Origin of the sequence: Marivita sp. GX14005, from assembly GCF_023370775.1 — a bacterium.
Lineage (GTDB): Bacteria > Pseudomonadota > Alphaproteobacteria > Rhodobacterales > Rhodobacteraceae > Marivita.
This window is the reverse complement of sequence record NZ_JAMCCQ010000004.1, coordinates 323013-345803: the sequence shown is the minus strand read 5'-3', so window position 1 is coordinate 345803 and position 22791 is coordinate 323013. Positions and strand designations below refer to the sequence as shown.

The window sequence follows — 22791 nt, the reverse complement described above, 5'->3', positions numbered from 1 at the left end:
GCCCCTCTCAATGGGTTCAGTAGCCCATCACCATATTGCGGGCGTTCATCTGGCCGTTATCGGCATAAACCATGTATTGGCCGACCAGATCGCGATAGGCGACGAAGCTTTCGGTGATCCGCTTGACCAGTTCGTCATCGTCGTTGCGCAGATCGTCGATCACGCCCTCTGCGGCCTTGCCCATGGCCATAATGACATCCTCGGGGAACATCTTGACCTGAACGCCATGCTCGGAAACCATCGATTGCAGCGCTTGCGCGTGCTTGGTCGTGTATTCCGTCCAGACCTGGTTATAGAGGCTATCGCAAGCGACCTTGACCACCTCTTTAAGATCGTCCGGCAACTCGTTGAATACACTCATGTTGACGCCGCATTCCTCGGCGGAGGACGGCTCGCCGACGCCGGGCCAGTAGTAGTTCTTCGCGACCTGGTAATAGCCAAGCGCGCTGTCGGTCCACGGGCCGATGAATTCGCCCGCATCGAGCGCGCCGGTCTGGAGCGCCTGGAACATGTCCGGCCCGCCCATCGCTTCGGCCGCCATGCCCAGTTTGGCAGCCATTTCCGAGGCGAGGCCCGTGGTTCGGAACTTCATGCCTTTCAGATCTTCGGCGGAGTTGATTTCCTCGCGGAACCAGCCACCCCATTGCGGGCCGGAATTGCCGCACAGGAACGGCTTGATGCCGAAGCGGCCATACATCTCGTCATAAAGCGCCTGACCGCCGCCATGCACCATCCAGCCGACCTGTTCATCCGCGCGCAGACCAAAGGGTTGCGAGCCGAAAAGCAGGATGCCCTTGGATTTGGAGCCCCAATAGGCCGGAACGGCGTGATACAGTTCCGCCGTGCCTTCGCTTACCGCGTCGAACACGCCGCGACCGGGAACAAGCTCTCCGGCGGGGTAGAGCTTCACCTCGATCCGGCCCCCCGAAAGCGTGGTGATGCGGTCGGCAAGCTGCTGCGCGGCGACGCCCGGTCCGGGCAGGTTCTTGGGCCATGCCGTGACCATCTTCCACTGGCGCTTGTCCTGCGCGATGGCAGGGGTGGCCAGAGCCGCAGCGGCGGTGCCGATGGCGCTGGTTGTCAGGAATGTCCGTCTTTGCATGTGCCTCTCCTCCAGTCGGGCGATCGCGACCTTGGGCGGGGCTTGGCCGCGCCAAGGTAACATTGTGCTTATTGCTATTATGTAAATACATAAGCAAGTCAATCATTGCAGCGCAAAAAGCCGATTATGCCAGCAAACCTCTCGCGATGATTGTGCGCTGAATCTCGGACGACCCTTCATAGATGCGGAAAATCCGCAGATCGCGCAAGTAACGCTCGAGCGGGAAATCACGGGTGTAGCCATAGCCGCCATGGATCTGCAGCGCCCGGTCCGCGATCCGCCACGCCGCTTCGCTGGCATAAAGCTTGGCAAAGGCGGATTCGCTGGAATAGCGCACGCCGGTGCCGCGCAAGGTGGCCGCCTGCATCGCCAGCGCGCGGGCGGCCGCCAGTTCGGTCGCGCAATCGGCGAGCATCCATTGCAGTCCCTGGAAATCGGCAATGGGATGACCGCCGACCATGCGTTCCTTGGCGTAGGAAATCGCGGCCTGCAGCGCCGCATCCGCAATCCCGGTCGCCTGCGCGGCAACCTCGATCCGGCCATTGTCGAGAACCTTCATGGCGGTGCGAAAGCCCGTTCCTTCCTCGCCAAGACGGTTTTCCTCGGGCACCCAGCAATCGAAACTGATGCCGAAGACATGCCCGCCCTTGAGGCCCATCGTCTTTTCATGCGGCGCAACCGAAACGCCCTCGGTCTTCTTCGGCTCCACGACAAAGGCGCTGACGCCGCGCGCGCCGGCATCGGGATCGGTCTTGGCATAGACGACGATAAAATCGGCGGCCCCGGCGTTCGAGATGAAGCATTTGGAGCCCTTGATCCGGTATCCGCCCTCTTCCCGCTTGGCCGTGGTGCGCATATCCGCCGGGTTCGATCCGGCCTGCGGTTCGGTCAGGGCGAACGCGCCCAGAGCCGTGCCTGCCGCAGCGTCGGGCAGTATACGCGCATGAAGATCGGCATCCGCCCCGATCAGCAGCGAATCCGTCGCCAGGAAATGCGCCGTCAGCATGGACGCGGTGGACCCGCACGCCCCGGCAACCGCCTCGACCGCGGCATAGAGCGCGGGGCCGGAGAGGCCGATGCCGCCATGCTCTTCGGGCAGGTTGAGGCCCATGAGCCCCATCCCGGCCATCGCGTCCAGATGCACGGTGGCAAAAAGCGCCTTCTCGTCGATCCGGGCGGCGTCGGGGGCCAGCACTTCGGTCGAGAAGCGTTCGATCTGCGCGACAAGCGCGCGTTCGTCCTCGCTCATGGGGTAGGTGGTCATGCGTTTCGATCCTTTGTCAGACTGTCCAGAATGTCGGCCGCATCGGCATTGAGCGCCGGAGCCGGTTTGCGCCCGCCGCGCGGCGCGCCGCTGAAATGCACCGGCTGTTCGGGGATGTTGAGCGGGCCCAGATCGGGATGCGCAACCTCGGAGGCCAACCCCCGCTCGCGCGCCTGCGGCGAGGCCCAGGCTTCAGCGACGGATTCAATGGGCGATGAGGGGATGCCCGCGGAGGATAACGCCTCGACGACCCGCTCCACCGGCAGGGTGCCGGCCCATAGGTCGATATATTCGGCCAGCGCAGGTTCGTTCTCGCGGCGCAGGGCGTCGCTGGTGAAGCGGGGATCGCTTGAAAGCGCAGGCTGGCCGATCACATTGCAGAAACTGGCGAAGAGCCGGTCGTTCAGAACCGCGACCGCGAAATGCCCGTCCGCCGCCGGATAGGTGCCGAAGGGCGCCGATAGCGGATGGCGGTTGCCGGTGCGCACGGGCGCCTGCCCGTCCATCAGCGTGCGGCAGGCCAGAATGGGCATCATCGACACCAGCGCATCGAACAGCGCCACATCGACATGCCGCCCCTGCCCGGTCCGGCTGCGCTCGAAAAGCGCGACCATCGTGCCCCAAGCGGCGAACAGCCCGCCTGCCACGTCTCCCAGAGCCTCGCCCACCATCGTCGGCGCGCCATCGGGCTCGCCCGTCGCGTCCATCAGACCGCTCATCGCCTGCACGATGATGTCATAGGCGGGTTTTTTCGTGTTCGGCCCGGTCTGCCCGAAACCGCTGAGCGAAACATAGACCAGATGCGGAAACGCATCGTTGAGCGCGTCATAACTCAGACCCAGCTTCTCCATCACGCCGGGGCGGAAATTCTCGATCAGCACATCGCAATCGGCCAGAAGCGCCTTCACGGTCGCAATCGCCTCGGGCGATTTCAGATCGAGCGCGACGGACCGCTTGCCCCGGTTGATCGCCTGAAAGAGGAGGCTTTCGCCATCCTTGAACGGGCCGATATGTCGGTAATCGTCACCATGCGCGGCCTCGATCTTGATCACATCCGCGCCAAGGTCGGCCATCATGGCGGTGCAATAGGGGCCGGCCAGAACGCGCGTGAAATCGAGCACGCGCACCCCGCTCAGGGGCTTTTGCGATTGGCTGTCGGGGGGCTGGGTGCTCATCAGGTTCTCCGGTGTCATCCGGTTGAGCATAGGCCGCGTCATGCTATAAGCGAAAATACACATTCCTGATAGAGCGATGAATGCAGCCTATACCCATCAGCCTGCGCCAGATCGACTACGTGATCGCCGCTGCCGAAGCGGGCAGCACCGCCGCCGCCGCGCGGGCGCTCAATGTCTCGCAACCTTCGGTCTCGCTCGCCATCGCCAAGGTCGAGGATCATTTCGGCCGCCCGCTTTTCGCGCGCAGCGCCGGGCAAGGCATCGCGCCGACCGAATTCGGGCGGCGCAAGCTGGGCGAATTGCGCAGCCTGCGCATTCAGGCGCTTTCGGCTCTGGATCAGCGCGGCAGCAGCTCGGACATTCTGAACCTCGGCGTTTTTTCAACGCTCGGCCCGCGCTATGCGCCCGCACTGGTGAGCGGCTTTCAGGAAACCGAACCGCACGCGCGGATCACGCTGCACGAGGGCGATCTGGGCCACCTGACGCACTGGCTGGAAACCGGGCGGATCGATCTCGCGCTAATTTACGATTTCGGCCTGCCCTCCGCGCTGGAGATCACGCCGCTGGCCGATGTGCGCCCCTACGGGCTTGTCGCGCGCGCGCATCCGCTGGCCGGGCGCGGGACGGTGGCGATGGCCGAATTGCTGGCCGATCCGCTGATCCTGATGAACCTGCCGCACAGCCGCGATTATTTCCTGACGCTGGCGCAGATGAACGGCATCCGCCCGCGCATCGCGCAGGAAACCGGCTCGGTCGAGATGCTGCGCGCGATGGTGGCCAACGCAATGGGCGTCGGGCTGCTCGCCACCGATATCGCGCAGGACACCGCCTGCGACGGCAAGCCGCTCGCCCGGCTGGAGCTGTCGGACCCGCTCGTGCCGCACCGCATCGCGCTGGCGCGCGCCCCGCATCCGCACATCGCGCCGCTGGTTGCGGCGTTTCAGGCCCATGCCGCCCGCGCCTTCGCCGCCTGACGTCATGTCTGGCCTTTTGCGCATTATGTCCATATCTTTCGCATCCAAACGGTCGGGAAATCCCGAGGTCGCACGGTCGAAAGGCAGGGCATGTCCATAACCTATCGCGAGGTGAAAGCCGATATCCTGCGCCAGATCACGCGCGGCGATCTGCCCCCCGGCAGCGCCATGCCGAACGAGGTCGATCTTGCCGCCAGCTACGGCTGCGCGCGCGCTACCGTCAACCGGGCGATGCGCGAGCTGGCCGATGACGGGATCATCGAACGCCGCCGCAAGGCCGGCACGCGCGTCCGGCAAAGCCCGCTTCGGCAGGTGCGGCTGAACATCCCCATCGTCGGGCAGGAGATCGAGGAGGCAGGCGCGGCCTACCGCTATGCGCTGGTGCAATGCGGGGCCGAACCCGCCCCGGACTGGCTGCGCGCGCGCATGGCGCTGAAACGGGCGGACCGGGTGCTGCACCTGATCTGCATGCATTACGCCGATGGCGCGCCCTACCAGCACGAGGACCGCTGGATCAACCTGACCGCCCTGCCCGAAGCCGAGGCGCATGATTTCTCAGGGATCGGCCCCAATGAATGGCTCGTTTCGACCGTGCCCTTCACCGACGCGCAAATCAGCTTTCAAGCCGTTCAGGCCGCGCCGGCGATTGCCGATTACCTCGGATGTGCCGAGGGCGACGCGCTGTTCCAGACAGAGCGGACGACATGGCTAGACGGTCAGACGATCACCTTCGTTCAACTGACCTACCGCCGGGGCCACCGCGTGACGATGCAGTATTAGGCTTTTCAGCCGTCGTTAGCCGTAAGCCGCATCAACGATGATCTCGACTTTCAGTTCGGGCCGCGCGAGCTTCGCCTCACCGCAGGCACGGGCAGGCGCGTGACCATCGGGCACCCAGGCGTTCCAGACTTCGTTCAACCCGTCGAAATCGCTCATATCGGCCAGCCAGATCGTCGCGCGCAGCATCTTTTCGCGGGAAGATCCCGCCCTGGTCAGAAGCGCATCGACGCGGCGGAGACATTCGGCGGTCTGGTCTTGAATGGTCTCGCCCTCTCCGACCTGTCCGGTGATATAGGCGATGCCATTGTATTTCACGATTTTCGACGACCGTGCGCCGGTATCGATGCGTTCGATCATGGTGGGGTCTCCTGTAATTCAAACGGGGGGCGGAACGCGCCCCCCGCGGATCATTACAGAATCCCCGGCAGGTTCAATCCGTTCTCCCGCGCGCACTCCTTGGCGTCCTCGTAGCCAGCATCGGCGTGGCGCATCACGCCGGTGGCCGGATCGTTCCACAGCACACGCTCGATCCGGCGATCCGCGTCTTCGGTGCCGTCGCAGCAGATCACCATGCCGGAATGCTGCGAAAAGCCCATGCCGACGCCGCCGCCGTGGTGCAGCGACACCCATGTCGCGCCCGAGGCGGTGTTGAGCAAGGCATTGAGCAGCGGCCAATCGGACACGGCGTCGGAGCCGTCCTTCATCGCCTCGGTCTCACGGTTGGGCGAAGCCACGGAGCCGGAGTCCAGATGGTCGCGGCCGATCACGATGGGTGCCTTCAACTCGCCATTGCGCACCATTTCATTGAACGCCAGCCCCAGCTTGTGGCGCACGCCCAGACCGACCCAGCAGATGCGCGCGGGCAGGCCCTGAAATGCGATCCGTTCCTTCGCCATGTCGAGCCAGTTATGTAGGTGGCTGTCCTCGGACAGGATTTCCTTCACTTTGGCGTCGGTCTTGTAGATATCCTCGGGGTCGCCCGACAGCGCCGCCCAGCGGAACGGGCCGATGCCCCGGCAGAAGAGCGGGCGGATATAGGCCGGCACGAAGCCCGGAAAATCGAACGCGTTGTCCAGCCCTTCTTCCAATGCCATCTGGCGGATGTTGTTGCCGTAATCGACGGTCGGGATACCTTGGCTGTGGAAATCGACCATCGCCTTGACCTGCACCTTCATCGACGCGCGCGCGGCCTTCTCGACCGCCTTCGGATCGCTCTCGCGCTTCTCGCGCCATTCGGCCATGGACCAGCCCTGCGGCAGGTAGCCGTTGACGGGGTCATGCGCGCTGGTCTGGTCGGTCACGATATCGGGGCGAATGCCGCGCTTGATAAGCTCTGGATAGATATCGGCCGCATTGGCCCGAAGCGCGACGGATTTCGCCTCCCCGGCGGCGGTCCAGCGCTCGATCATCTCAAGCGCCTCATCGAGGCTGTCGGTCTTTTCGTCCACATAGCGCGTGCGCAGGCGGAAATCGATGCTGTCGGGGTTGCATTCGACCGCCAAGCAGCACGCCCCGGCCATCACCGCCGCGAGCGGTTGCGCGCCGCCCATGCCGCCAAGCCCGCCGGTGAGAATCCATTTGCCCTTCAGGTTGCCGTCATAGTGCTGGCGACCCGCCTCGACGAAGGTTTCATACGTGCCCTGCACGATGCCCTGCGATCCGATATAGATCCACGACCCGGCGGTCATCTGGCCATACATCGCCAGACCCTTTTTATCGAGTTCGTTGAAATGATCCCAGGTGGCCCAATGCGGCACGAGGTTGGAATTCGCGATCAGCACGCGCGGCGCATCCTTATGCGTCGGGAACACTCCCACCGGCTTGCCCGATTGCACGAGAAGCGTCTGGTCTTCCTCCAGATCGCGGAGCGTCGCGACGATCTTGTCGAAATCGTCCCATGTGCGCGCCGCGCGCCCGATCCCGCCATAGACGACAAGCTCATGCGGGTTTTCGGCCACATCGGGATGCAGGTTGTTCATCAGCATCCGCAGCGGAGCCTCGGTCGTCCAGTGCTTGGCGGTCATCTCCGTGCCGGTGGCGGGATAGATGTCGCGGGTGTTCTTGCGCGGATCGCTCATGATGTTCCTTTCAGGTCGGGAGCCATGTCAGCCAGGGTGGTCAGAATGGGTTTGAGGTGCCTGCGCAGCCGCGCGGCCTTGTCCTCGTCATAGGTCCAGGGGGCGGCTTCTTCGGTCAGGTAGGTGCTTTGCGCCAGTTCCATCTGGATCGCGTGCAGCCCGTCGCTGGGGCGCCCGTAATGGCGCGTCGTCCAGCCGCCCTTGAAACGGCCATTGGTGACGGTGGAATACCCCTCCGCCGCCTCGCACAGGCGCTGCACGGCGCTCTCGATCCGCGGCGCGCAGGTGGTGCCGAGATTGGTGCCGATGTTGAAATCAGGCAGCGTGCCGTCGAAGAGGAACGGGATATGCGAGCGGATGGAGTGGCAATCGTAGAGGATCGCGATGCCGTGCAGATCGCGCACGCGCGCCAGTTCCGCCTCAAGCGCGGCATGATAGGGCGCGTGGAACGCCTCGCGCCGCGCCTCCACCTCGTCCTCGCTCGGCGGGCTGTCCCAGATCTCCTGCCCGTCGAAATCGGTGAGCGGCACGAGCCCGGTGGTGTTCTGCCCCGGATAGAGCGATTGCCCGGAGGGATCGCGATTGGCGTCGATCACATAGCGATGGAAGGTCGCGCGCACGGTGGTCGCGCCGGGCAGGAGGCCGTCGTAAAGCCGGTGGATGTGCCAGTCGGTATCATCGAGCCCCCGCCCCCGCGCGTTCAGGCGCGCCTCGATCTCGCGCGGGACATGGGTGCCGGTATGCGGCAGGCCGAGGACAACGGGGCTGTCGCCTCTTGAAATCTCTACGGGGGTCATGGGCGAAGCTCCGGCATGGATGTCGTGGCCGCCGCCACGATGGCACCCGAGCCGACAAGCGCCGCCGCGCGTTCGAGATCGGGCGCGAGGTAGCGATCCTCTCCGAGCCGTGCGACCTCGCTGCGCAGCGCGGCGATCACCGACTGCAAAGGCGCGCTTGTCGTCAGCGGCGCGCGAAACTCGATGCCTTGCGCCGCGCACAAAAGCTCGACGCCGAGGATACGTTCAAGATTGGCGACCATGCGCGACAGCCGCACCGCGCCATGCGCGGCCATGCTGACGTGATCTTCCTGATTGGCCGACGTGGGCGTCGAATCCGTCACGCAGGGGTTGGCCAGATGCTTGTTCTCGCTCATCAGGGCGGCGGTGGTGACTTCGGCGATCATGTAGCCCGAATTCAGCCCCGGATCGGGCGTCAGGAAGGGCGGCAGATCGTGGCTCAGCACCGGATCGACGATCAGCGCGATGCGACGCTGCGCGATCGCGCCGATCTCGGCCAGCGCGAGCGCGATCATGTCGGCGGCGAAGCCCACCGGCTCGGCATGAAAATTCCCGCCCGACACGATCAGGCCCGCCTCGCTCAGCACCAGAGGGTTGTCGGTGGCGGCATTGGCCTCGATCTCCAGCGTCCGGGCGGCCATGCGCAGCATGTCCATCGCGGCGCCCGTCACCTGCGGCTGGCAGCGGATGCAATAGGGATCCTGCACGCGGGCGTCGCCCTCGCGGTGGCTTTCGCGGATGACCGAACCGGCCAGCAGCGCGCGCATGGTCGCGGCCGCCTCGATCTGGCCGGCGTGGCCGCGCAACTGGTGGATTTCGGGCTGCAAGGGCGCCGTCGATCCCATGATCGCATCGGTCGACATGGCCGAGGTGACCAGCGCGCCGCACATCGCCCGCCACGCGCCGAACAGCCCGATCAGCGCATAGGCGGTGGAGAATTGCGTGCCGTTGATGAGCGCAAGCCCCTCCTTCGCGCTCAGCACGATGGGCTCCAGCCCGGCGCGGCTCAACGCCTCGCCGCCGGGCAGCACGGTGCCTTCGTAGCTCGCCTCGCCCTGCCCGATCATTGCCGCTGCCATATGCGCCAGCGGCGCCAGATCGCCGGACGCCCCGACCGATCCCTGCACCGGGATCACCGGCGTCACCCCGCGTGCAAGCATCTGCTCCAGCAGGTCGATCAATTCCATCCGCACGCCCGACGCCCCGCGCCCCAGCGACAGCAGCTTGAGCGCCATCATCAGGCGGGCGTGCGCTTCGGGGATCGGCGCACCGACGCCGCAGCAATGTGACAGGATGAGGTTGCGCTGTAGCGTCGAGGTGTCTTCGGCGGCGATCTTGACCGAGGCCAGCTTGCCGAAGCCGGTATTCACACCGTAGACCGCATCGACCCCATCGGCGGCAGCAGCGATCCGGTCCCGCGCCGCGCGGATGCCCTCGTGACAGGACGGATCGAGCCGAACGGCCAGCCCCTCGCGCCAGACGCGTTCCAGATCGGCAAGGCTTGCCGCGCCGGGCGTCAGTGTCAGAACGGTCATAGCACACCCCCTTTGATGCGGACCGCCAGCGGGTTGAAGCCGATCCGGTAGGACAGTTCCGCTGGCTCCGCGATATCCCAAGCCGCCAGATCGGCCACCTGACCCACGGCAATCGTGCCCAGATCGGCCAGCCCAAGGGCGCGGGCGGCGTGTTGCGTGACGCCGCACAGCGCCTCTTCGGGCGTCATGCGGAACAGGGTGCAGCCCAGGTTCATCGTGAGCAGGATCGAATTGAGCGGCGAAGTGCCGGGGTTCAAATCCGTCGCCAGTGCCATCGGCACGCCATGTTTGCGAAGAAGATCGAGCGGCGGCTGTTGCGTCTCGCGCAGCGTGTAGAACGCGCCGGGCAGGATCACGCCCACCGTGCCCGCCTCGGCCATCGCGCGCACGCCGTCCTCGTCCAGATACTCGATATGATCGGCGGACAACGCGCCATAGCTCGCGGCCAGCTTCGCGCCGCCAAGGTTGGACAACTGCTCGGCATGCAGCTTGACCGGCAGACCAAGCTCGCGCGCCACGTCGAAGACGCGGGCGATCTGGTCGGGCTGAAAGGCGATGCCTTCGCAGAACCCGTCCACCGCATCGACCAGCCCTTCGGAATGGGCCGCGCGCAGGGCGGGGATGCAGACCTCGTCGATATAGGCATCGTCGCGCCCGGCATATTCAGACGGCGTGGCATGGGCGCCAAGGAAGGTGGTTGTTACCCGAACGGGCCGCTGATCGGCAATCGCCCGCGCGGTGCGCAGCATCCGAAGCTCTGTCTCGGTATCGAGACCATAGCCCGATTTCACCTCGATGGTGGTCACGCCTTCGGCGATCAGCGCATCGACGCGGCGCAAGGCCTGCTCCAGAAGCGCGCTGTCGCTGGCGGCGCGGGTCGCCTTGACGGTAGAGACGATCCCGCCCCCGGCGCGCGCGACCTCCTCGTAACTGGCCCCGTTCAGCCGCATCTCGAATTCGACAGCACGGTCGCCGCCATGCACGATATGCGTATGGCAATCGATCAGCGCCGGCGTCACCACCCGCCCGCCAAGCGGATGCCGTTGCAGATCGGCGAAATCCTCGGGCACCTCCGCCTGCGGTCCGACCCATGCGATCCGCCCATCGCGAAGCGCAATCGCGGCGTCGCGGATCATCCCGTAGGGCGCATCCCCGCGAGCGAGGGTGGCTGCGTGAAGATCGGTCAGAAGGCGAGGCATGGCGGTCATGGGATCGGTCCTTTCGCGCGAAGTTTCGTCTTTTCTGGTATAATTTAATGTGCAATATGTCTATACATAAAACGCAGCACCGAGGATAGACCCATGATCCATGCCCGTCAGGCCCTGCTTGCGTCCGGTTGGGCGCAGGACGTTCGCATCACGCTGAAAGATGGCCGTATCGACCGGATCACGCCCGGAGCGGTAGCCGAGCCGGGCGATGCGCGGGTCGATACGCTGCTGCCCGCGTTGGGCAACCTTCATTCGCACACGTTCCAACGCGCGATGGCCGGCATGACCGAAACCCGCAAGGCCGGGCGCGACAGTTTCTGGACATGGCGTGAATTGATGTATCGCTTCATGGACCGTCTGACGCCCGACCAGATCGAGGCCATCGCCGCGCTGGTCTTTGTCGAGATGCAGGAGGCGGGCTATTCCGCCGTGGGCGAGTTTCACTATGTCCATCACCAGCGCGGCGGCGCGCCCTATGACACGCTGGCCGAGCTGTCCCTGCGCGTCATGGCGGCGGCGGGGGAGACGGGCATCGGGCTGACCCATCTGCCGGTGCTCTACACCTATGGCGGAGCGCGGCAGGCGCCGCTGACAGAGGGGCAGCTGCGTTTCGGCAATGACACCGACCGCTTTGCCGAACTGGTGCAGGGCACCCGCGCCGGGCTTGCCGGGCTGCCGGACGATGCCCGCGTCGGCATCGCGCCCCATTCGCTGCGCGCGACCGGACCAGACGATCTGCGCCGCGCGCTGGCCGATCATCAGGGCGGGCCGATCCATATTCATATCGCGGAGCAACCCAGGGAAGTCGAGGATATCAGCGACTGGCTCGGCGCGCGGCCCGTCGAATGGCTGCTGGCGAACGCGCCCGTCGATGACGGCTGGTGCCTGATCCACGCCACCCACATGACCGATGACGAAACCCGCGCCATGGCCGCCTCGGGCGCGGTCGCGGGGCTTTGCCCGATCACCGAGGCCAATCTGGGCGATGGCCCGTTCAACGGCCCCGCCTATCTGAACGCTGGGGGCGCGTTTGGCGTCGGCTCGGACAGCAACGTCAACATCTCGCTCACCGAGGAATTGCGCATGCTGGAATACTCCCAGCGCCTGCGCGACGTGGCGCGCAATGTCATGGTGGTCGGCGAAGGCTCCGTCGGCGCGACGCTCTACACCGGCGCGGCGCGCGGCGGGGCGCAGGCTTTGGGCCGCGACGCGGGCGAGATCGCGCCGGGACGTCTGGCCGATCTGGTCGCCATCGATGCCGCCGATCCGGCGCTTTGCGTTTTGGCGCCGGATCAGATCCTAGACGGTCTGTGCTTTGCCGCGAAGGACAGCGTCGTCACCGACCTGTGGTCCGCCGGGCGGCACAACGTGACGAACGGGCGGCACATCGCGCGGGACCGGGTCGTGGCGCGCTATCGCAAGGCAGTGTCGGAACTGCTCGCCTCGCTCTAGCCCGTTCGCTCCAGCGTGATGGCCAGTGCCACCGCACCTTGCGCCAGATCGATGCGCAAAGGCGCATCGGCGATCAGCGTGTCTCCTTCGCCCAACGTATTGGTGGAGGCCCGCGCCTCTTCCGCGATCACGTGCAGCACGGCGGTCTGATCGCCCTGGCCGATCTCATGCACGCCGGCCGCGCGCAGAATCTCCGCCGCACCGCTGCACCGTGCGGTGTCGAACATCAGGTTGAAATCCCGGATCGGCCCCTGCGTCAGGCGTGCGTGCACCGGCGCGCCGCCATCGAAGCGCACGGGGCTGGCATGGTCGGCGCGTATCTCGGCCTCGGGCGTATGCAGCACCATGCCATCCCCGCCGACCACCGTGAGGATACGCGTCAGCCCAGCAAAGCTGGAAAACGCGCCATCCCGGTCCACATCCGCCATGCTGAGCCGCCACAAAATCCCGTCCGCGTCGCGCTGCACGGCAATGTCGCGCGTGACGCCGCCGCCGTTCTTCCACGGCATCTCCACCAGATCGCACCTTCGGATGAGTTTCATCGCTGCCCCCCGCGTCTTCCGCTCCCCTTATGGCGCAACGGCGCGGTAGAGAGAAGCTGCACCCGCTCAAGCCAACGCAGTTTCCTCGACATCGAGCGTAATCAATCGGCCCAGCGTTTCGGCAACGGCGACCGAATCGCGCCGGGGCGTCATCAAGCGATGCCCGATCAGCGCAAATGTCTCCCTTTCCCGTGGGCGGAATGGCCGCATTACGAGACCGAGATCCTGCGCATAGCCCGAAGCCAACATCCGGTTGACGACCCCGATCCCTTCGCCATCGGCCACCATCCGGCAAATCGGTCCGACCCCGTCCATTGAAACCTCGGACACCGGTGCCATGCCTTGCGCCGCAAAGGCGCGCAAGACCGCCTGCCAGGCCGGCGACGTCGTGCCGGTGCGGATGATATGCCGTTTGCCGATATCCGCCGCACCGATGCTCTTCAGTTCGGCCAAAGGATCGCTCGCCCGTATCACCCCAACGAGCGGCGCGCTGCCGAGCGTCAGGTGATGCACGCGCGGATCTTCGACCGGCAGCTTGACGATGGCCTGATCGAGCTGCCCTTCGGCGACCGCCTCGATCAACTCACGATAGGAGATGAAGCGCACGGTGATCGGCCTGAGCGGATCGCGTTTGCGCAAGGCGCGGACAAGCTGCGGCACCACGGTCATGGAGAGCGAGCGCGTTGCGCCGATACTCAGGCTTTCCGCCTTGCCCCCGCGTGAAAGGTTCATCGCATCGTCATAGGCGGCAAAGACCGACAAAACCTTCGGATAAAGCGCCTCCGCATTGGTCGTCGGCAATAGCCGCCCGCCTTGACGCATGAAAAGGGTCAGATTCATACCCGTCTCAAGCCTACGGAGATCTGCGGAAACCTGGCTTTGCGAACGGCCGAGAATCTGCGCAGCGCGCACGGTGGAGCCATGCAGATAGACCGCGGCGAAACTTCGCATCTGACTGAGGCTCATCGGATCACCTAGCGATAAACAGGTAGAATTACCGATATGCTAGTAAGCTTTCGGGTTGGCTGCAAACCTGTCACAGACGGGACAGGGGAGAGAATCAATGGCGTCCTATTTGATCAGACGGCTCGGGCAGGCAGCGTTCGTGTTGCTTCTGGTGTCGTTCCTGATTTTCATGGGCGTCTACGCCATCGGCGATCCGGTCGAGATGCTGGTGCCGCCCGACGCGACGACGGCGGAAGTCAACCGCGCCCGCGAGGCGCTGGGGCTCGATCAGCCGATCCTGATCCAATACGGACTCTACCTCAAAGGGCTGGTTCAGGGCGATCTGGGCACCAGCTTCGTCTATAACCAGCCGACCATTGATCTGGTGCTGCAACGCCTTCCCGCGACGGTGGAGCTTGGCCTCACGGCCTTTGTCTTTTCGCTCATCATCGGTTTGCCGCTTGGGCTAATCGCTGGGTATCGCGCGGGATCGGTCACCGACGACGGCATCATGAACGGCTCAATCCTCGCGTATTCGCTGCCGAATTTCTGGCAAGGGCTGCTGCTCATCCTGCTCTTCGCGGTGCAGCTGCGCTGGCTGCCCTCGGGCGGGCGGGGCGACACGGGGATTCTCTTCGGCATCGAGACGAGCCTGCTGACGCTCGATGGCTGGCAGCATATCTTCCTGCCCGCGCTCAACCTCGCGCTGTTCAATTCGGCGATGGTCACGCGGCTGACACGGGCGCAGGTGCAACAGGCGATGGGCAGCGAATATGTGCGCTACGCCCGTGCCAAGGGCATCTCCGAACGGCGTATCCTGATCCGGCACGCGTTTCGCAACGTGCTTATCCCGCTGGTCACGGTTCTGGGGCTGGAGCTGGGCAACCTGCTGGCCTACGGGATCATTACCGAGACGGTGTTCAACTGGCCCGGCATGGGGCAGCTTCTGATCAACTCGATCAATATCGTCGATCGGCCGGTGATCGTGGGATATTTGCTGATCGTCGTCGCGATGTTTGTCGTCATCAACTTGATTGTCGATGTTCTTTATACCCTGCTCGATCCGCGCATCCGGCTTGGGGGGAACAAGGCATGAAACGGATTTTCGGTGCGCTGAAAGCCTATCCCTTCGCGCTGTTCTGCCTTGCGGTGTTTGCGCTATTGGTCGTGCTGGCGCTACTGGCGCCCTGGATCACGCCGCAGAACCCCTATGACAACGCCGCTGTCGATTTCTTCGACGCCTCCTTGCCGCCGGGCACCGAAGCGGGGACCGGAGAGTTCATCTACCTTCTGGGCACGGACGCGCTTGGGCGCGATCTTTATTCGGCCATCCTCTACGGATTGCGGATCACGCTGCTCGTGGCCGGATCGGCCAGCCTGATCGCGCTATGCGTGGGCGTTCTGGCCGGGCTGGTCGCGGCCTATGCGGGTGGCTGGGCGGACACGATCATCATGCGACTGGTGGATATCAAGCTGGGCTTTCCCACCATCCTCGTCGCGCTGACGGTGATGGCGGTGGTCGGCACCGGGCTCGGCAACCTGATCTTCGCGCTCGCCTTCGCGCAATGGCCGTATTACGCGCGCACCACCCGTTCAGCGGCTTTGGTCGAGGTGAGCCAGGAATATATTGAGGCCGCGCGGTCGTTGGAGCTGCCGCCCTGGCGTATCCTGATGCGGCATCTGCTGCCGAACTCGATCTCGCCCATTCTGGTGGTTCTGACGTTGCAACTGGCCCATGCGGTCGCGATCGAGGCGTCGCTGTCGTTCCTGGGTCTCGGCACCTCCATCGAGGAGCCGTCGCTTGGGCTGCTGATCGCCAACGGCTCGCGCGAAATCCTGTCGGGCCACACGTGGCAGCTCATCTGGCCGGGCGTGGCGCTCGTGCTGCTCATTTTTTCGGTCAATGTCTTCGGGGATCGCTTTCGCCGTGTCCTGAACCCGAAGGAGGCGTGAGCGATGCTGAAGGTTGATAATCTCGTTACATCGCTCCATCCGGGCAGCCGCGATCAGGTCGATATCGTCCGCAGCGTGTCCTTTTCGCTGGAACCGGGGCAGATCCTCGGCGTGGTGGGCGAATCCGGTTCGGGCAAGTCGATGATGGCCTATTCGCTGATCGATCTGCTGGATCGGAAAATCGCGATCACCGGCGGTTCGATTGTCTTTAATGGAGAAGACCTCTCCGCCGCCAAGCAAGCACGGATGCGCGAGCTGCGTGGCAACCGGATCGCGATGATCTTTCAGGATCCAATGGTCGCGCTCAACCCCGTTCTGACCATTGGTGAGCAAATGATCGAGGCGATCCAGGCGCATCGCCGCATGTCTCGACGCGACGCCGAAGCGCATGCGATCAAGACGCTGGCCCGCGTCGGTATCCCCTCGCCCGAGTCCCGGATGAGCGCCTATGCGCATGAGTTTTCCGGCGGGATGCGGCAACGCGTGGTAATCGCCATCGCCTTTCTCAACGAGCCGGACCTCATCATCGCGGACGAGGCGACAACCGCGCTCGATGTGACGATCCAGAGCCAGATCCTCGCAGAAATTCAGGGGCTGGCCGAGGAAACCGGCGCGGCGATCCTGTGGATCACGCATGACCTGTCGCTCCTCTCGGGGTTCGCCGATGCGGTGATGGTGATGTATGCGGGTCAAGTAATTGAGATCGCCCCGGCGGATCGCCTGTTTGGCGCACCGCGCCATCCCTATACCGCTGCGCTGATGCGCGCCGTGCCGGTCGCCGGGCGAACGCGGCTGGAAAACCTCGAAGGGGTGCCGCCCTCGCTGGCCGATCTGCCGCCCGGCTGCGCCTTTGCGCCGCGCTGCCCGCGCGCGCAGCCCCGTTGCTCGCAGAACGTCCCGCCGTTTGAGGGTGACACGACACTGGGCTGGCGCTGCTTTTTCCCGCTGGAGGAAACGCCATGACCGCCCCCGTCCTGGAATTGAATGATCTCAGCCGGGTTTTCGCGCGGCGGGACGGATGGCTCGACCGCATGCTGAACCGGGCCGGGCTGGGCAAACCGCCGGAGCGGCTGGTCGCGGTAGACGGGGTCAGCCTGAGCCTGCGCGACGGCGAGATGTTGGGCGTCGTTGGTGAGAGCGGGTGCGGCAAGTCCACGCTGGGCCGCATGGCGGCGCAACTTCTGCCCGCCAGCGGCGGCGAGGTGCGGTTTCGCGGCCGCGCGATTTCCGATCTGCCGCGTTCCGAGGCGAGGGACGCGCGGCGCAATATACAGATGGTGTTCCAGAACCCCTATGCCAGCCTGAACCCGTCGCTGAGCGTGGGCGACGCGATCATGGAGGCGCCGTTGACGCATGGCCTCGTGCGGCGACGCGAGATCCCGGATCGCCTGGCCTCGCTTCTGTCCAAGGTCGGGCTCTCACCGGAAATGGCGGATCGCTTTCCGCACGAGTTGTCGGGAGGCCAGCGCCAGCGCGTCGGCATCGCCCGCGCGCTCGCGGTCTCGCCCGAGGTCATCATCTTCGACGAGGCAGTCGCCGCGCTCGACGTGTCGGTGCAGGCGCAGATCCTGAACCTGCTGGCCGATCTGAAGGAACAGGGCGGGTTTTCCTCGATCTTCATCAGTCATGACCTGAACGTCGTGCGCTTCATCTCGGACCGGATCGCGATCCTGTATCTGGGCCGCCTGGTGGAGCTGGCCGATCGCGATACGGTCTTTGCCCGCCCGCATCACCCCTATACGCGCGCGCTTCTGTCCGAGGTGCCGGTGCTTGGCGCTGCACGGCGCCGGTTCACGCCGCTCAAGGGCGAATTGCCCTCGCCGCTCAGCCCGCCGCCGGGGTGCCATTTCCACCCGCGCTGCCCCTTCGCGCAGGAGATCTGCAGGCGGGAGTCGCCGCGCCTGCGCGAGGTGCAGGAAGCTGGCGGCACGACGCATCTGTCGGCCTGTCATTTCGATTTGCCGCAACCATCCCCAGAAGCGGGGCCAACCCCGCCACCCCATCCAAAGGAGGACTCACATGACACGTAAACTTCTGCTTTCCACAGCACTGATCGCGGCCGGCGCCGCCACGGCTCACGCCGACAGCCTCACCATGGGGCTGAAGGCCGAGCATCCCAGCATGGACCCGCATTTCTCGCGGACCTCGCCGGGCCAGAACACGGCGGCGCATATCTTCGAGGGCCTGACCGCCATCGACGAGAACATGCAACTGACCCCAGCTCTGGCCACCGAATGGACCAATATCGATCCGACCACCTGGGAGATCAAGCTGCGGGACGGCGTGACCTTCCATGATGGCAGCACGCTCGATGCGCAGGACGTCATCACCACCGTGGCGCGCGTGCCGAAGGTGGAAAACTCGGCAGCGAGCTTTGAATCCAACGTCGCGATGATCGACAGCATCGAAGCCGTGGATCCGCTGACGCTGCGGATCACAACCAAATCGCCGTCGCCTGACCTTATGCAGCAACTCGGCTCGGTCTATATCCTGCCGTCCGAGCTGGGCGAGCAGATCGCCAGCAAGACATTCGACTCCGGGGAGGCCGCCATCGGCACCGGCCCCTACACCTATGGCGACTGGACACCCAACGAAAAGCTGACGCTCAGCGCCTATCAGGATTACTGGGGCGACGCGCCCGCCTTCGACGACGTCACCATCCGCTACATCCCCAATGACGCGAGCCGTGTCTCGGCCCTGATCGCGGGTGATGTCGATTTGATCGACGCCATGCCGGCGGGCGATCTGGAGGCGGTAGAAAGCCGGATGGACGCCAATATCGTGCGCAAGACCTCTGGCCGGATGATCTATCTCGGGCTTGACAGCGACCGCGCGCAAAGCCCCTTCGTCAAGGGACCGGATGGCGGCGAGATCGAGAACCCGCTGCGCGATCCGCGGGTGCGCCGCGCGCTGTCGCTGATGATCGACCGCGGCCAGATCTCCGAGCGGATCATGGACGGCACCGCGACACCCACCGGCCAGATGGTGCCCGAGGGGTTCACCGGCTACACCTCCGCCGTCGAGGCACCCGAGGCCGATATCGAGCGCGCGCAGGCGTTGCTGGAAGAGGCGGGCTATGGCGACGGGTTCACCATCACGCTGCACGGGCCGAACAACCGCTATCAGAACGACGCGAAGATCCTTCAGGCCGTCAGCCAACTCTGGGCGCGCGCGGGGCTGAACGCGTCGGTCGAGGCGATGCCGAAGAACATCTATTTCAAACGTGCCACGGCACGCGATTTCTCGGCGTTTCTCGTTGGGTTCGGAACCACAACAGGCGATTCCATTCGCGGTCTGCAACAGGTGATCGGAACCTATGACGAGGAAGCCGGCACCGGGCGGTTCAACCGCGGGCGCTTCTCGAACGAGGAATTCGATACGCTGGTCAAGCAGGCGGCGGAAACCTTCGACGACGAAGAGCGCCAGAGACTGCTCGAGGAGGCGACCGCCATTGCCTTCAACGAGGAGCAGGCGATCATCCCGATCCATCTTGAGCAGCAGATCTGGGCGATGAAGGACGAACTTGCCTTCGATGCGCGCCCGATCGAGCGCACGTTGACACAGGACGTGCGCCCCTCCGAGTGATCGCGGCAAAGGAGGCCGGGCGGATGCTGACCCGAATGGTAGAGATGCGGGACGGTGTCCGCCTGGCGACCGACATCCACTTGCCGCCCGACGCGGCCCCCGGCGCGTGCTTCCCGGTTATCGTGGAGCGCACGCCCTACGGGCGGGCCGATATTTCCGGCTCGGAAGTGAGCGCGGAGCGTGACGATCCGCTGACGCGCGCCGAATTGGCCGCGATCATGACGCGGCGCGGCTATGCCGTGGTCATGCAGGACGTGCGCGGGCGCGGTGGCTCGGGAGGTGTGTTCGCCAAATATGTCAACGAGGCCGAGGACGGCGTCGATTGCATGGACTGGATTCTGGCGCAGAATTGGTGCGACGGACGCATCTGCACCATGGGGCTGAGCTATGGCGCGCACACCCAGCTTGCCGCCGCGGTGGGCGGTGCGCGCGGCATCGCCGCGATGGCGATCGACACCGGCGGGTTGATGGATTTGTGGCGTCATTCGCTGCGACTTGGTGGCGGGTTCGAACTCAAACAGGTGACATGGGCTTTCCGCCATGCCGCCAAGGCGCTGCGAGCCAAGGGGCAGGAGGCCGAGGCGGAGGCGCTGGAGCAGACCGATATCCGCGCCGCGATCCTGAATGGGGATTGGCGGGCCGGAGGCTCGCCTTTGGCGGCCGCGCCGGATTACGAGGCAACGCTTTTGCACATGTGGGCGCTTGGCCCGCAGGATGCTGAACTCTGCGGCCCGGCCACCCGCGCCGCCGCGCATTTCGATGCGTTTCCCGATGTGCCGGTGCTGCTGTCGGGGTCGTGGTTCGATCCCTATGCCAGCAACATGATGGAACTGGGCGACGCGATTGCCGGCCAAAACACCGCGCCGCTGCGGAGGATCATGGGGCCGTGGCTGCATGGGAAGCGCAGCACCGGCATGGTGGGCGCCGCCGATTTCGGCGCTGCCGCAACACTGGACGAGGTGACAGGCCGCGACTGGATCACGCTGCGGCTGGACTGGTTCGATCATGCACTGGGGCGCGGGCCGATGCCGCTGGCGCATGACCTCTTTTTCGAAATGGCGCCCGCAGAGCCGCCCGCCTGGCCGCGCATGACCGGCACTTGGCGCGAATGCCTGCCCGAACCGCCGCGAGGAATGCCGGTTCCGCTGCCGGTGCAGCCGGTTGATCTCCGGTTCGATCCTGCATCGCCCTTCCCCACGCTGGGCGGCGGCGTGACCTCTGGCGGCACGCTGATGCGCGGCGGGATGTTCGATCATTCCAGCGCGGAGAAACGTCTTTGCGAGATGGCGGCGGTCTGTTCCGGCGGACCTTTGGCAGAGCCTGTCACTCTGACAGGCCGACTGCGGATCGCCTTTGACATCGTTGCGGTATCGCCGCCCGGCCCGGTGGATGTCGCCGCAGTCCTGATGCTGCGCACAAGCGATGGCGCGCTGGTGAACGTGACCGACGGTTTCGCGCGAATGGAGGCCGGCGCGCAAAGCGGGCAGCTCGACATGCTGGCGACCTGCATCGCCATGCCGCATGGCGCCGAACCGGTGCTGTTTCTGGCGACCGCGAATTTCCCGCGGCTCGATGTCGCCCGGCGCGAGAGCTATCGCATCACCCTGCGCGTCACCGCGGCGGAGTGGCGCGACTAGGCGGGCAGGTGCGCCCTGCCCGCCTGTTGCCTCAATAGCCGCGTGCGGCCGAGCTGGTCTGCCGCGTATCGGCCCCGCCGAGCAGAAGATCGCTTTCGCTTTCCACGACGATCGATTGCGCCGAGCCCATGGTCGACATCACCTCGACCTCGTGGCCCTTGGCTTCCAGTGCGGTGATGGTGTCGCGGCCAAGCCCTTCCTCGACGCGCAGCACCTCGGGCAGCCACTGGTGATGGATGCGCGGCGCGACGGTCGCTTCGGCGATGTTCATGCCGTGATCGATCACATTCATGATGATCTGGGTCACGGTGGTGATGATCCGCGATCCGCCGGGGCTGCCGGTGACCATGAAGACCTCGCCATCCTTCATGACGATGGTTGGGCTCATCGAGGACAGCGGCCGCTTGCCCGGCTCCACCGCGTTGGCATCGCCGCCGATCAATCCATAGGCGTTCATCACACCGGGCTTCGCGGCGAAATCGTCCATTTCGTTGTTCATGAGCACCCCGGTGCCATCCGCGACCATGCCCGATCCGTAGGAAAAGTTGATCGTATAGGTGTTGGAAACCGCGTTGCCGTCTTTATCGACGATCGAGAAATGGGTGGTCTGATCGCTTTCATAGGGCGCCAGATCGCCGGGTTTGATCTCTTCCGAGGGCGTCGCGCGGCCAAGCGAGATTCCCTTCCGAATATCGGCAGCATAATCCTTGGAAATCAGTTCGGCCTGCGGCACGTCGTAGAAATCCGGATCGCCCAGATATTCGGAGCGGTCCGCATAGGCGCGCTTCATCGCTTCGGCCATCAGGTGAATGGTGTCGGAGGAATTATGACCCAACCAGCCGATGGGATACTCCTCCAGCGTGTTGAGGATCTGCACGATGTGAATCCCGCCCGATGACGGCGGCGGCATGGAGACGATCTCGTAGCCGCGATAGGTGCCGCGCACCGGATCGCGGGCAATCGGCTCGTAGCCGGCCATATCTTCCATGGTGATCCGGCCATCCGCAGCCTGCACCGCATCGACGATGGCTTGCGCGGTCTCGCCGGTATAGAAGCCCTCCGGCCCCTCATCCGCGATCTTCTGCAGGGTCGCGGCCAGATCGGATTGCACCAGCGTATCGCCCGGCTCGAAAAACGCGCCGCCCTCCTTGTAGAAGATCGCCTCGGAGGCGGGCCATTTCTTGAGCCGGTCCTCCAGCCCCTTGAGGCTGTCGGCCAAATCGGCGGTCACGGTGATCCCGTCGCGGGCCAGACCGATGGCGGGCTCCATCACCTCGGCAAGGCTCATCGTGCCGTATTGATCGAGCACCATCTGCATCCCCGCCACCGTGCCCGGCACACCCGTCGCAAGCCCGGTGAAGCGGGATTTGTTGCTGTCGGCATTGCCGTCGGCGTCAAGGAACATATCCCGATCCGCGCTCATCGGGGCCATTTCGCGGTAATCTATCGCCTTGGTCTCGCCGCTCTCGGCATCATGCACGATCATGAAGCCGCCGCCGCCCAGATTGCCGGCGCGCGGCAGCGTCACCGCCAGCGCGAAGGCAACGGCAACCCCGGCATCGAACGCGTTGCCGCCCGCCTTCAGGATATCGCGCCCGATTTCGGCTGCGACCTCTTCCTGTGCGACGACCATACCATTCGCGGCCCATGCGGGATGGATACGGTCCATGCCGCTATAGATCGCCGCCTCCTGCGCGACGCCCGCCGCCGGGGCCAGTGCCACCGCCCCGCTCACGACCAATCCGAATACACGTCTCATCGCCA

General features: G+C 65.0%; 20 protein-coding genes. 9 read left to right on the top strand and 11 right to left on the bottom strand.

All coding sequences use genetic code 11. The features are described from left to right. Positions 1 to 16: 16 nt before the first annotated feature. The 3 genes from M3465_RS13695 to M3465_RS13685 all read right to left on the bottom strand — a co-directional run bounded on the left by M3465_RS13695 (position 17) and on the right by M3465_RS13685 (position 3541). Positions 17 to 1102 carry a TRAP transporter substrate-binding protein gene (locus M3465_RS13695; protein ID WP_249502327.1) on the bottom strand — a complete coding sequence of 362 codons (1086 nt, stop codon included), beginning with the start codon at positions 1100 to 1102 and terminating at the stop codon, positions 17 to 19. A gap of 124 nt (positions 1103 to 1226) precedes the next feature. Further along, positions 1227 to 2366, bottom strand: coding sequence for an acyl-CoA dehydrogenase family protein (locus M3465_RS13690; RefSeq protein ID WP_249502326.1), 1140 nt, complete (start codon positions 2364 to 2366; stop codon positions 1227 to 1229). Then, positions 2363 to 3541, bottom strand: a complete 1179-nt coding sequence (locus M3465_RS13685; protein WP_249502325.1) for a CaiB/BaiF CoA transferase family protein — start codon at positions 3539 to 3541, stop codon at positions 2363 to 2365. Before M3465_RS13685 ends, M3465_RS13690 begins: the two co-directional genes overlap by 4 nt. An 80-nt stretch (positions 3542 to 3621) precedes the next feature. Here M3465_RS13685 and M3465_RS13680 point away from each other — a divergent pair, with 80 nt between their 5' ends. Further along, on the top strand, positions 3622 to 4515 hold the full coding sequence (locus M3465_RS13680; protein ID WP_249502324.1) for a LysR family transcriptional regulator: 894 nt from the start codon (positions 3622 to 3624) through the stop codon (positions 4513 to 4515). A gap of 90 nt (positions 4516 to 4605) precedes the next feature. Further along, positions 4606 to 5295 (top strand): histidine utilization transcriptional repressor HutC, encoded by a 690-nt coding sequence (gene hutC / locus M3465_RS13675; RefSeq protein WP_249502323.1) that lies wholly within the window; start codon positions 4606 to 4608, stop codon positions 5293 to 5295. Positions 5296 to 5310: 15 nt separating this feature from the next. On the opposite strand, the gene M3465_RS13670 is transcribed toward hutC, so the two are convergent. Genes M3465_RS13670 through hutI form a run of 5 tightly spaced genes read right to left on the bottom strand, consistent with a single transcriptional unit; the run spans position 5311 to position 10913 of the window. Further along, positions 5311 to 5652, bottom strand: a complete 342-nt coding sequence (locus M3465_RS13670) for a RidA family protein (protein WP_249502322.1) — start codon at positions 5650 to 5652, stop codon at positions 5311 to 5313. A 53-nt stretch (positions 5653 to 5705) separates the two neighbouring features. Next, positions 5706 to 7373: a urocanate hydratase gene (gene hutU / locus M3465_RS13665; protein ID WP_249502321.1), complete on the bottom strand. Its 1668-nt coding sequence runs from the start codon at positions 7371 to 7373 to the stop codon at positions 5706 to 5708. Next, positions 7370 to 8170: an N-formylglutamate deformylase gene (gene hutG, locus M3465_RS13660; RefSeq protein WP_249502320.1), complete on the bottom strand. Its 801-nt coding sequence runs from the start codon at positions 8168 to 8170 to the stop codon at positions 7370 to 7372. Before hutG ends, hutU begins: the two co-directional genes overlap by 4 nt. Beyond that, positions 8167 to 9705, bottom strand: a complete 1539-nt coding sequence (hutH, locus tag M3465_RS13655; RefSeq protein ID WP_249502319.1) for a histidine ammonia-lyase — start codon at positions 9703 to 9705, stop codon at positions 8167 to 8169. Before hutH ends, hutG begins: the two co-directional genes overlap by 4 nt. Continuing rightward, a complete protein-coding gene (hutI, locus tag M3465_RS13650; protein WP_249502318.1) occupies positions 9702 to 10913 on the bottom strand; it encodes an imidazolonepropionase in 1212 nt (403 codons plus the stop codon). The genes hutH and hutI overlap by 4 nt, the downstream gene beginning before the upstream one ends. A 93-nt stretch (positions 10914 to 11006) precedes the next feature. On the opposite strand from hutI, the gene M3465_RS13645 reads away from it, so the two are divergent. Then, positions 11007 to 12365, top strand: coding sequence for a formimidoylglutamate deiminase (locus M3465_RS13645; protein WP_249502317.1), 1359 nt, complete (start codon positions 11007 to 11009; stop codon positions 12363 to 12365). Here M3465_RS13645 and M3465_RS13640 read toward each other — a convergent pair. Both M3465_RS13640 and M3465_RS13635 read right to left on the bottom strand, forming a co-directional pair. After that, a complete protein-coding gene (locus M3465_RS13640; RefSeq protein WP_249502316.1) occupies positions 12362 to 12907 on the bottom strand; it encodes a HutD/Ves family protein in 546 nt (181 codons plus the stop codon). The two genes, M3465_RS13645 and M3465_RS13640, sit on opposite strands and share 4 nt — an antisense overlap. A 66-nt stretch (positions 12908 to 12973) precedes the next feature. Further along, positions 12974 to 13873 carry a LysR family transcriptional regulator gene (locus tag M3465_RS13635; RefSeq protein WP_249502315.1) on the bottom strand — a complete coding sequence of 300 codons (900 nt, stop codon included), beginning with the start codon at positions 13871 to 13873 and terminating at the stop codon, positions 12974 to 12976. A 97-nt stretch (positions 13874 to 13970) separates the two neighbouring features. On the opposite strand from M3465_RS13635, the gene M3465_RS13630 reads away from it, so the two are divergent. From M3465_RS13630 to M3465_RS13605, 6 genes are read left to right on the top strand one after another with little or no spacing between them, the layout of a single operon-like run. Then, the gene (locus M3465_RS13630) at positions 13971 to 14948 is read left to right on the top strand and encodes an ABC transporter permease (RefSeq protein WP_249502314.1); all 978 of its coding nucleotides are present in this window, start codon (positions 13971 to 13973) and stop codon (positions 14946 to 14948) included. Next, positions 14945 to 15805, top strand: a complete 861-nt coding sequence (locus tag M3465_RS13625; RefSeq protein ID WP_249502313.1) for an ABC transporter permease — start codon at positions 14945 to 14947, stop codon at positions 15803 to 15805. Before M3465_RS13630 ends, M3465_RS13625 begins: the two co-directional genes overlap by 4 nt. Positions 15806 to 15808: 3 nt before the next feature. Then, a complete protein-coding gene (locus M3465_RS13620; RefSeq protein ID WP_249502312.1) occupies positions 15809 to 16768 on the top strand; it encodes an ABC transporter ATP-binding protein in 960 nt (319 codons plus the stop codon). Beyond that, a complete protein-coding gene (locus M3465_RS13615) occupies positions 16765 to 17835 on the top strand; it encodes an ABC transporter ATP-binding protein (protein ID WP_249502311.1) in 1071 nt (356 codons plus the stop codon). The genes M3465_RS13620 and M3465_RS13615 overlap by 4 nt, the downstream gene beginning before the upstream one ends. Further along, positions 17825 to 19390, top strand: coding sequence for an ABC transporter substrate-binding protein (locus M3465_RS13610; protein WP_249502310.1), 1566 nt, complete (start codon positions 17825 to 17827; stop codon positions 19388 to 19390). The genes M3465_RS13615 and M3465_RS13610 overlap by 11 nt, the downstream gene beginning before the upstream one ends. A 23-nt stretch (positions 19391 to 19413) precedes the next feature. Then, positions 19414 to 21027 carry a CocE/NonD family hydrolase gene (locus tag M3465_RS13605; RefSeq protein ID WP_249502309.1) on the top strand — a complete coding sequence of 538 codons (1614 nt, stop codon included), beginning with the start codon at positions 19414 to 19416 and terminating at the stop codon, positions 21025 to 21027. 31 nt (positions 21028 to 21058) lie between these two features. On the opposite strand, the gene ggt is transcribed toward M3465_RS13605, so the two are convergent. After that, positions 21059 to 22786 carry a gamma-glutamyltransferase gene (gene ggt / locus M3465_RS13600; RefSeq protein WP_249502308.1) on the bottom strand — a complete coding sequence of 576 codons (1728 nt, stop codon included), beginning with the start codon at positions 22784 to 22786 and terminating at the stop codon, positions 21059 to 21061. Between the last annotated feature and the right edge of the window lie 5 nt (positions 22787 to 22791).

Coding starts and splice junctions, on each gene's coding strand:
- M3465_RS13695 (WP_249502327.1), bottom strand. CDS start 1,102: ATGCAAAGACGGACATTCCTGACAACCAGCGCCATCGGCACCGCCGCT.
- M3465_RS13690 (WP_249502326.1), bottom strand. CDS start 2,366: ATGACCACCTACCCCATGAGCGAGGACGAACGCGCGCTTGTCGCGCAG.
- M3465_RS13685 (WP_249502325.1), bottom strand. CDS start 3,541: ATGAGCACCCAGCCCCCCGACAGCCAATCGCAAAAGCCCCTGAGCGGG.
- M3465_RS13680 (WP_249502324.1), top strand. CDS start 3,622: ATGCAGCCTATACCCATCAGCCTGCGCCAGATCGACTACGTGATCGCC.
- hutC (WP_249502323.1), top strand. CDS start 4,606: ATGTCCATAACCTATCGCGAGGTGAAAGCCGATATCCTGCGCCAGATC.
- M3465_RS13670 (WP_249502322.1), bottom strand. CDS start 5,652: ATGATCGAACGCATCGATACCGGCGCACGGTCGTCGAAAATCGTGAAA.
- hutU (WP_249502321.1), bottom strand. CDS start 7,373: ATGAGCGATCCGCGCAAGAACACCCGCGACATCTATCCCGCCACCGGC.
- hutG (WP_249502320.1), bottom strand. CDS start 8,170: ATGACCCCCGTAGAGATTTCAAGAGGCGACAGCCCCGTTGTCCTCGGC.
- hutH (WP_249502319.1), bottom strand. CDS start 9,705: ATGACCGTTCTGACACTGACGCCCGGCGCGGCAAGCCTTGCCGATCTG.
- hutI (WP_249502318.1), bottom strand. CDS start 10,913: ATGACCGCCATGCCTCGCCTTCTGACCGATCTTCACGCAGCCACCCTC.
- M3465_RS13645 (WP_249502317.1), top strand. CDS start 11,007: ATGATCCATGCCCGTCAGGCCCTGCTTGCGTCCGGTTGGGCGCAGGAC.
- M3465_RS13640 (WP_249502316.1), bottom strand. CDS start 12,907: ATGAAACTCATCCGAAGGTGCGATCTGGTGGAGATGCCGTGGAAGAAC.
- M3465_RS13635 (WP_249502315.1), bottom strand. CDS start 13,873: ATGAGCCTCAGTCAGATGCGAAGTTTCGCCGCGGTCTATCTGCATGGC.
- M3465_RS13630 (WP_249502314.1), top strand. CDS start 13,971: ATGGCGTCCTATTTGATCAGACGGCTCGGGCAGGCAGCGTTCGTGTTG.
- M3465_RS13625 (WP_249502313.1), top strand. CDS start 14,945: ATGAAACGGATTTTCGGTGCGCTGAAAGCCTATCCCTTCGCGCTGTTC.
- M3465_RS13620 (WP_249502312.1), top strand. CDS start 15,809: ATGCTGAAGGTTGATAATCTCGTTACATCGCTCCATCCGGGCAGCCGC.
- M3465_RS13615 (WP_249502311.1), top strand. CDS start 16,765: ATGACCGCCCCCGTCCTGGAATTGAATGATCTCAGCCGGGTTTTCGCG.
- M3465_RS13610 (WP_249502310.1), top strand. CDS start 17,825: ATGACACGTAAACTTCTGCTTTCCACAGCACTGATCGCGGCCGGCGCC.
- M3465_RS13605 (WP_249502309.1), top strand. CDS start 19,414: ATGCTGACCCGAATGGTAGAGATGCGGGACGGTGTCCGCCTGGCGACC.
- ggt (WP_249502308.1), bottom strand. CDS start 22,786: ATGAGACGTGTATTCGGATTGGTCGTGAGCGGGGCGGTGGCACTGGCC.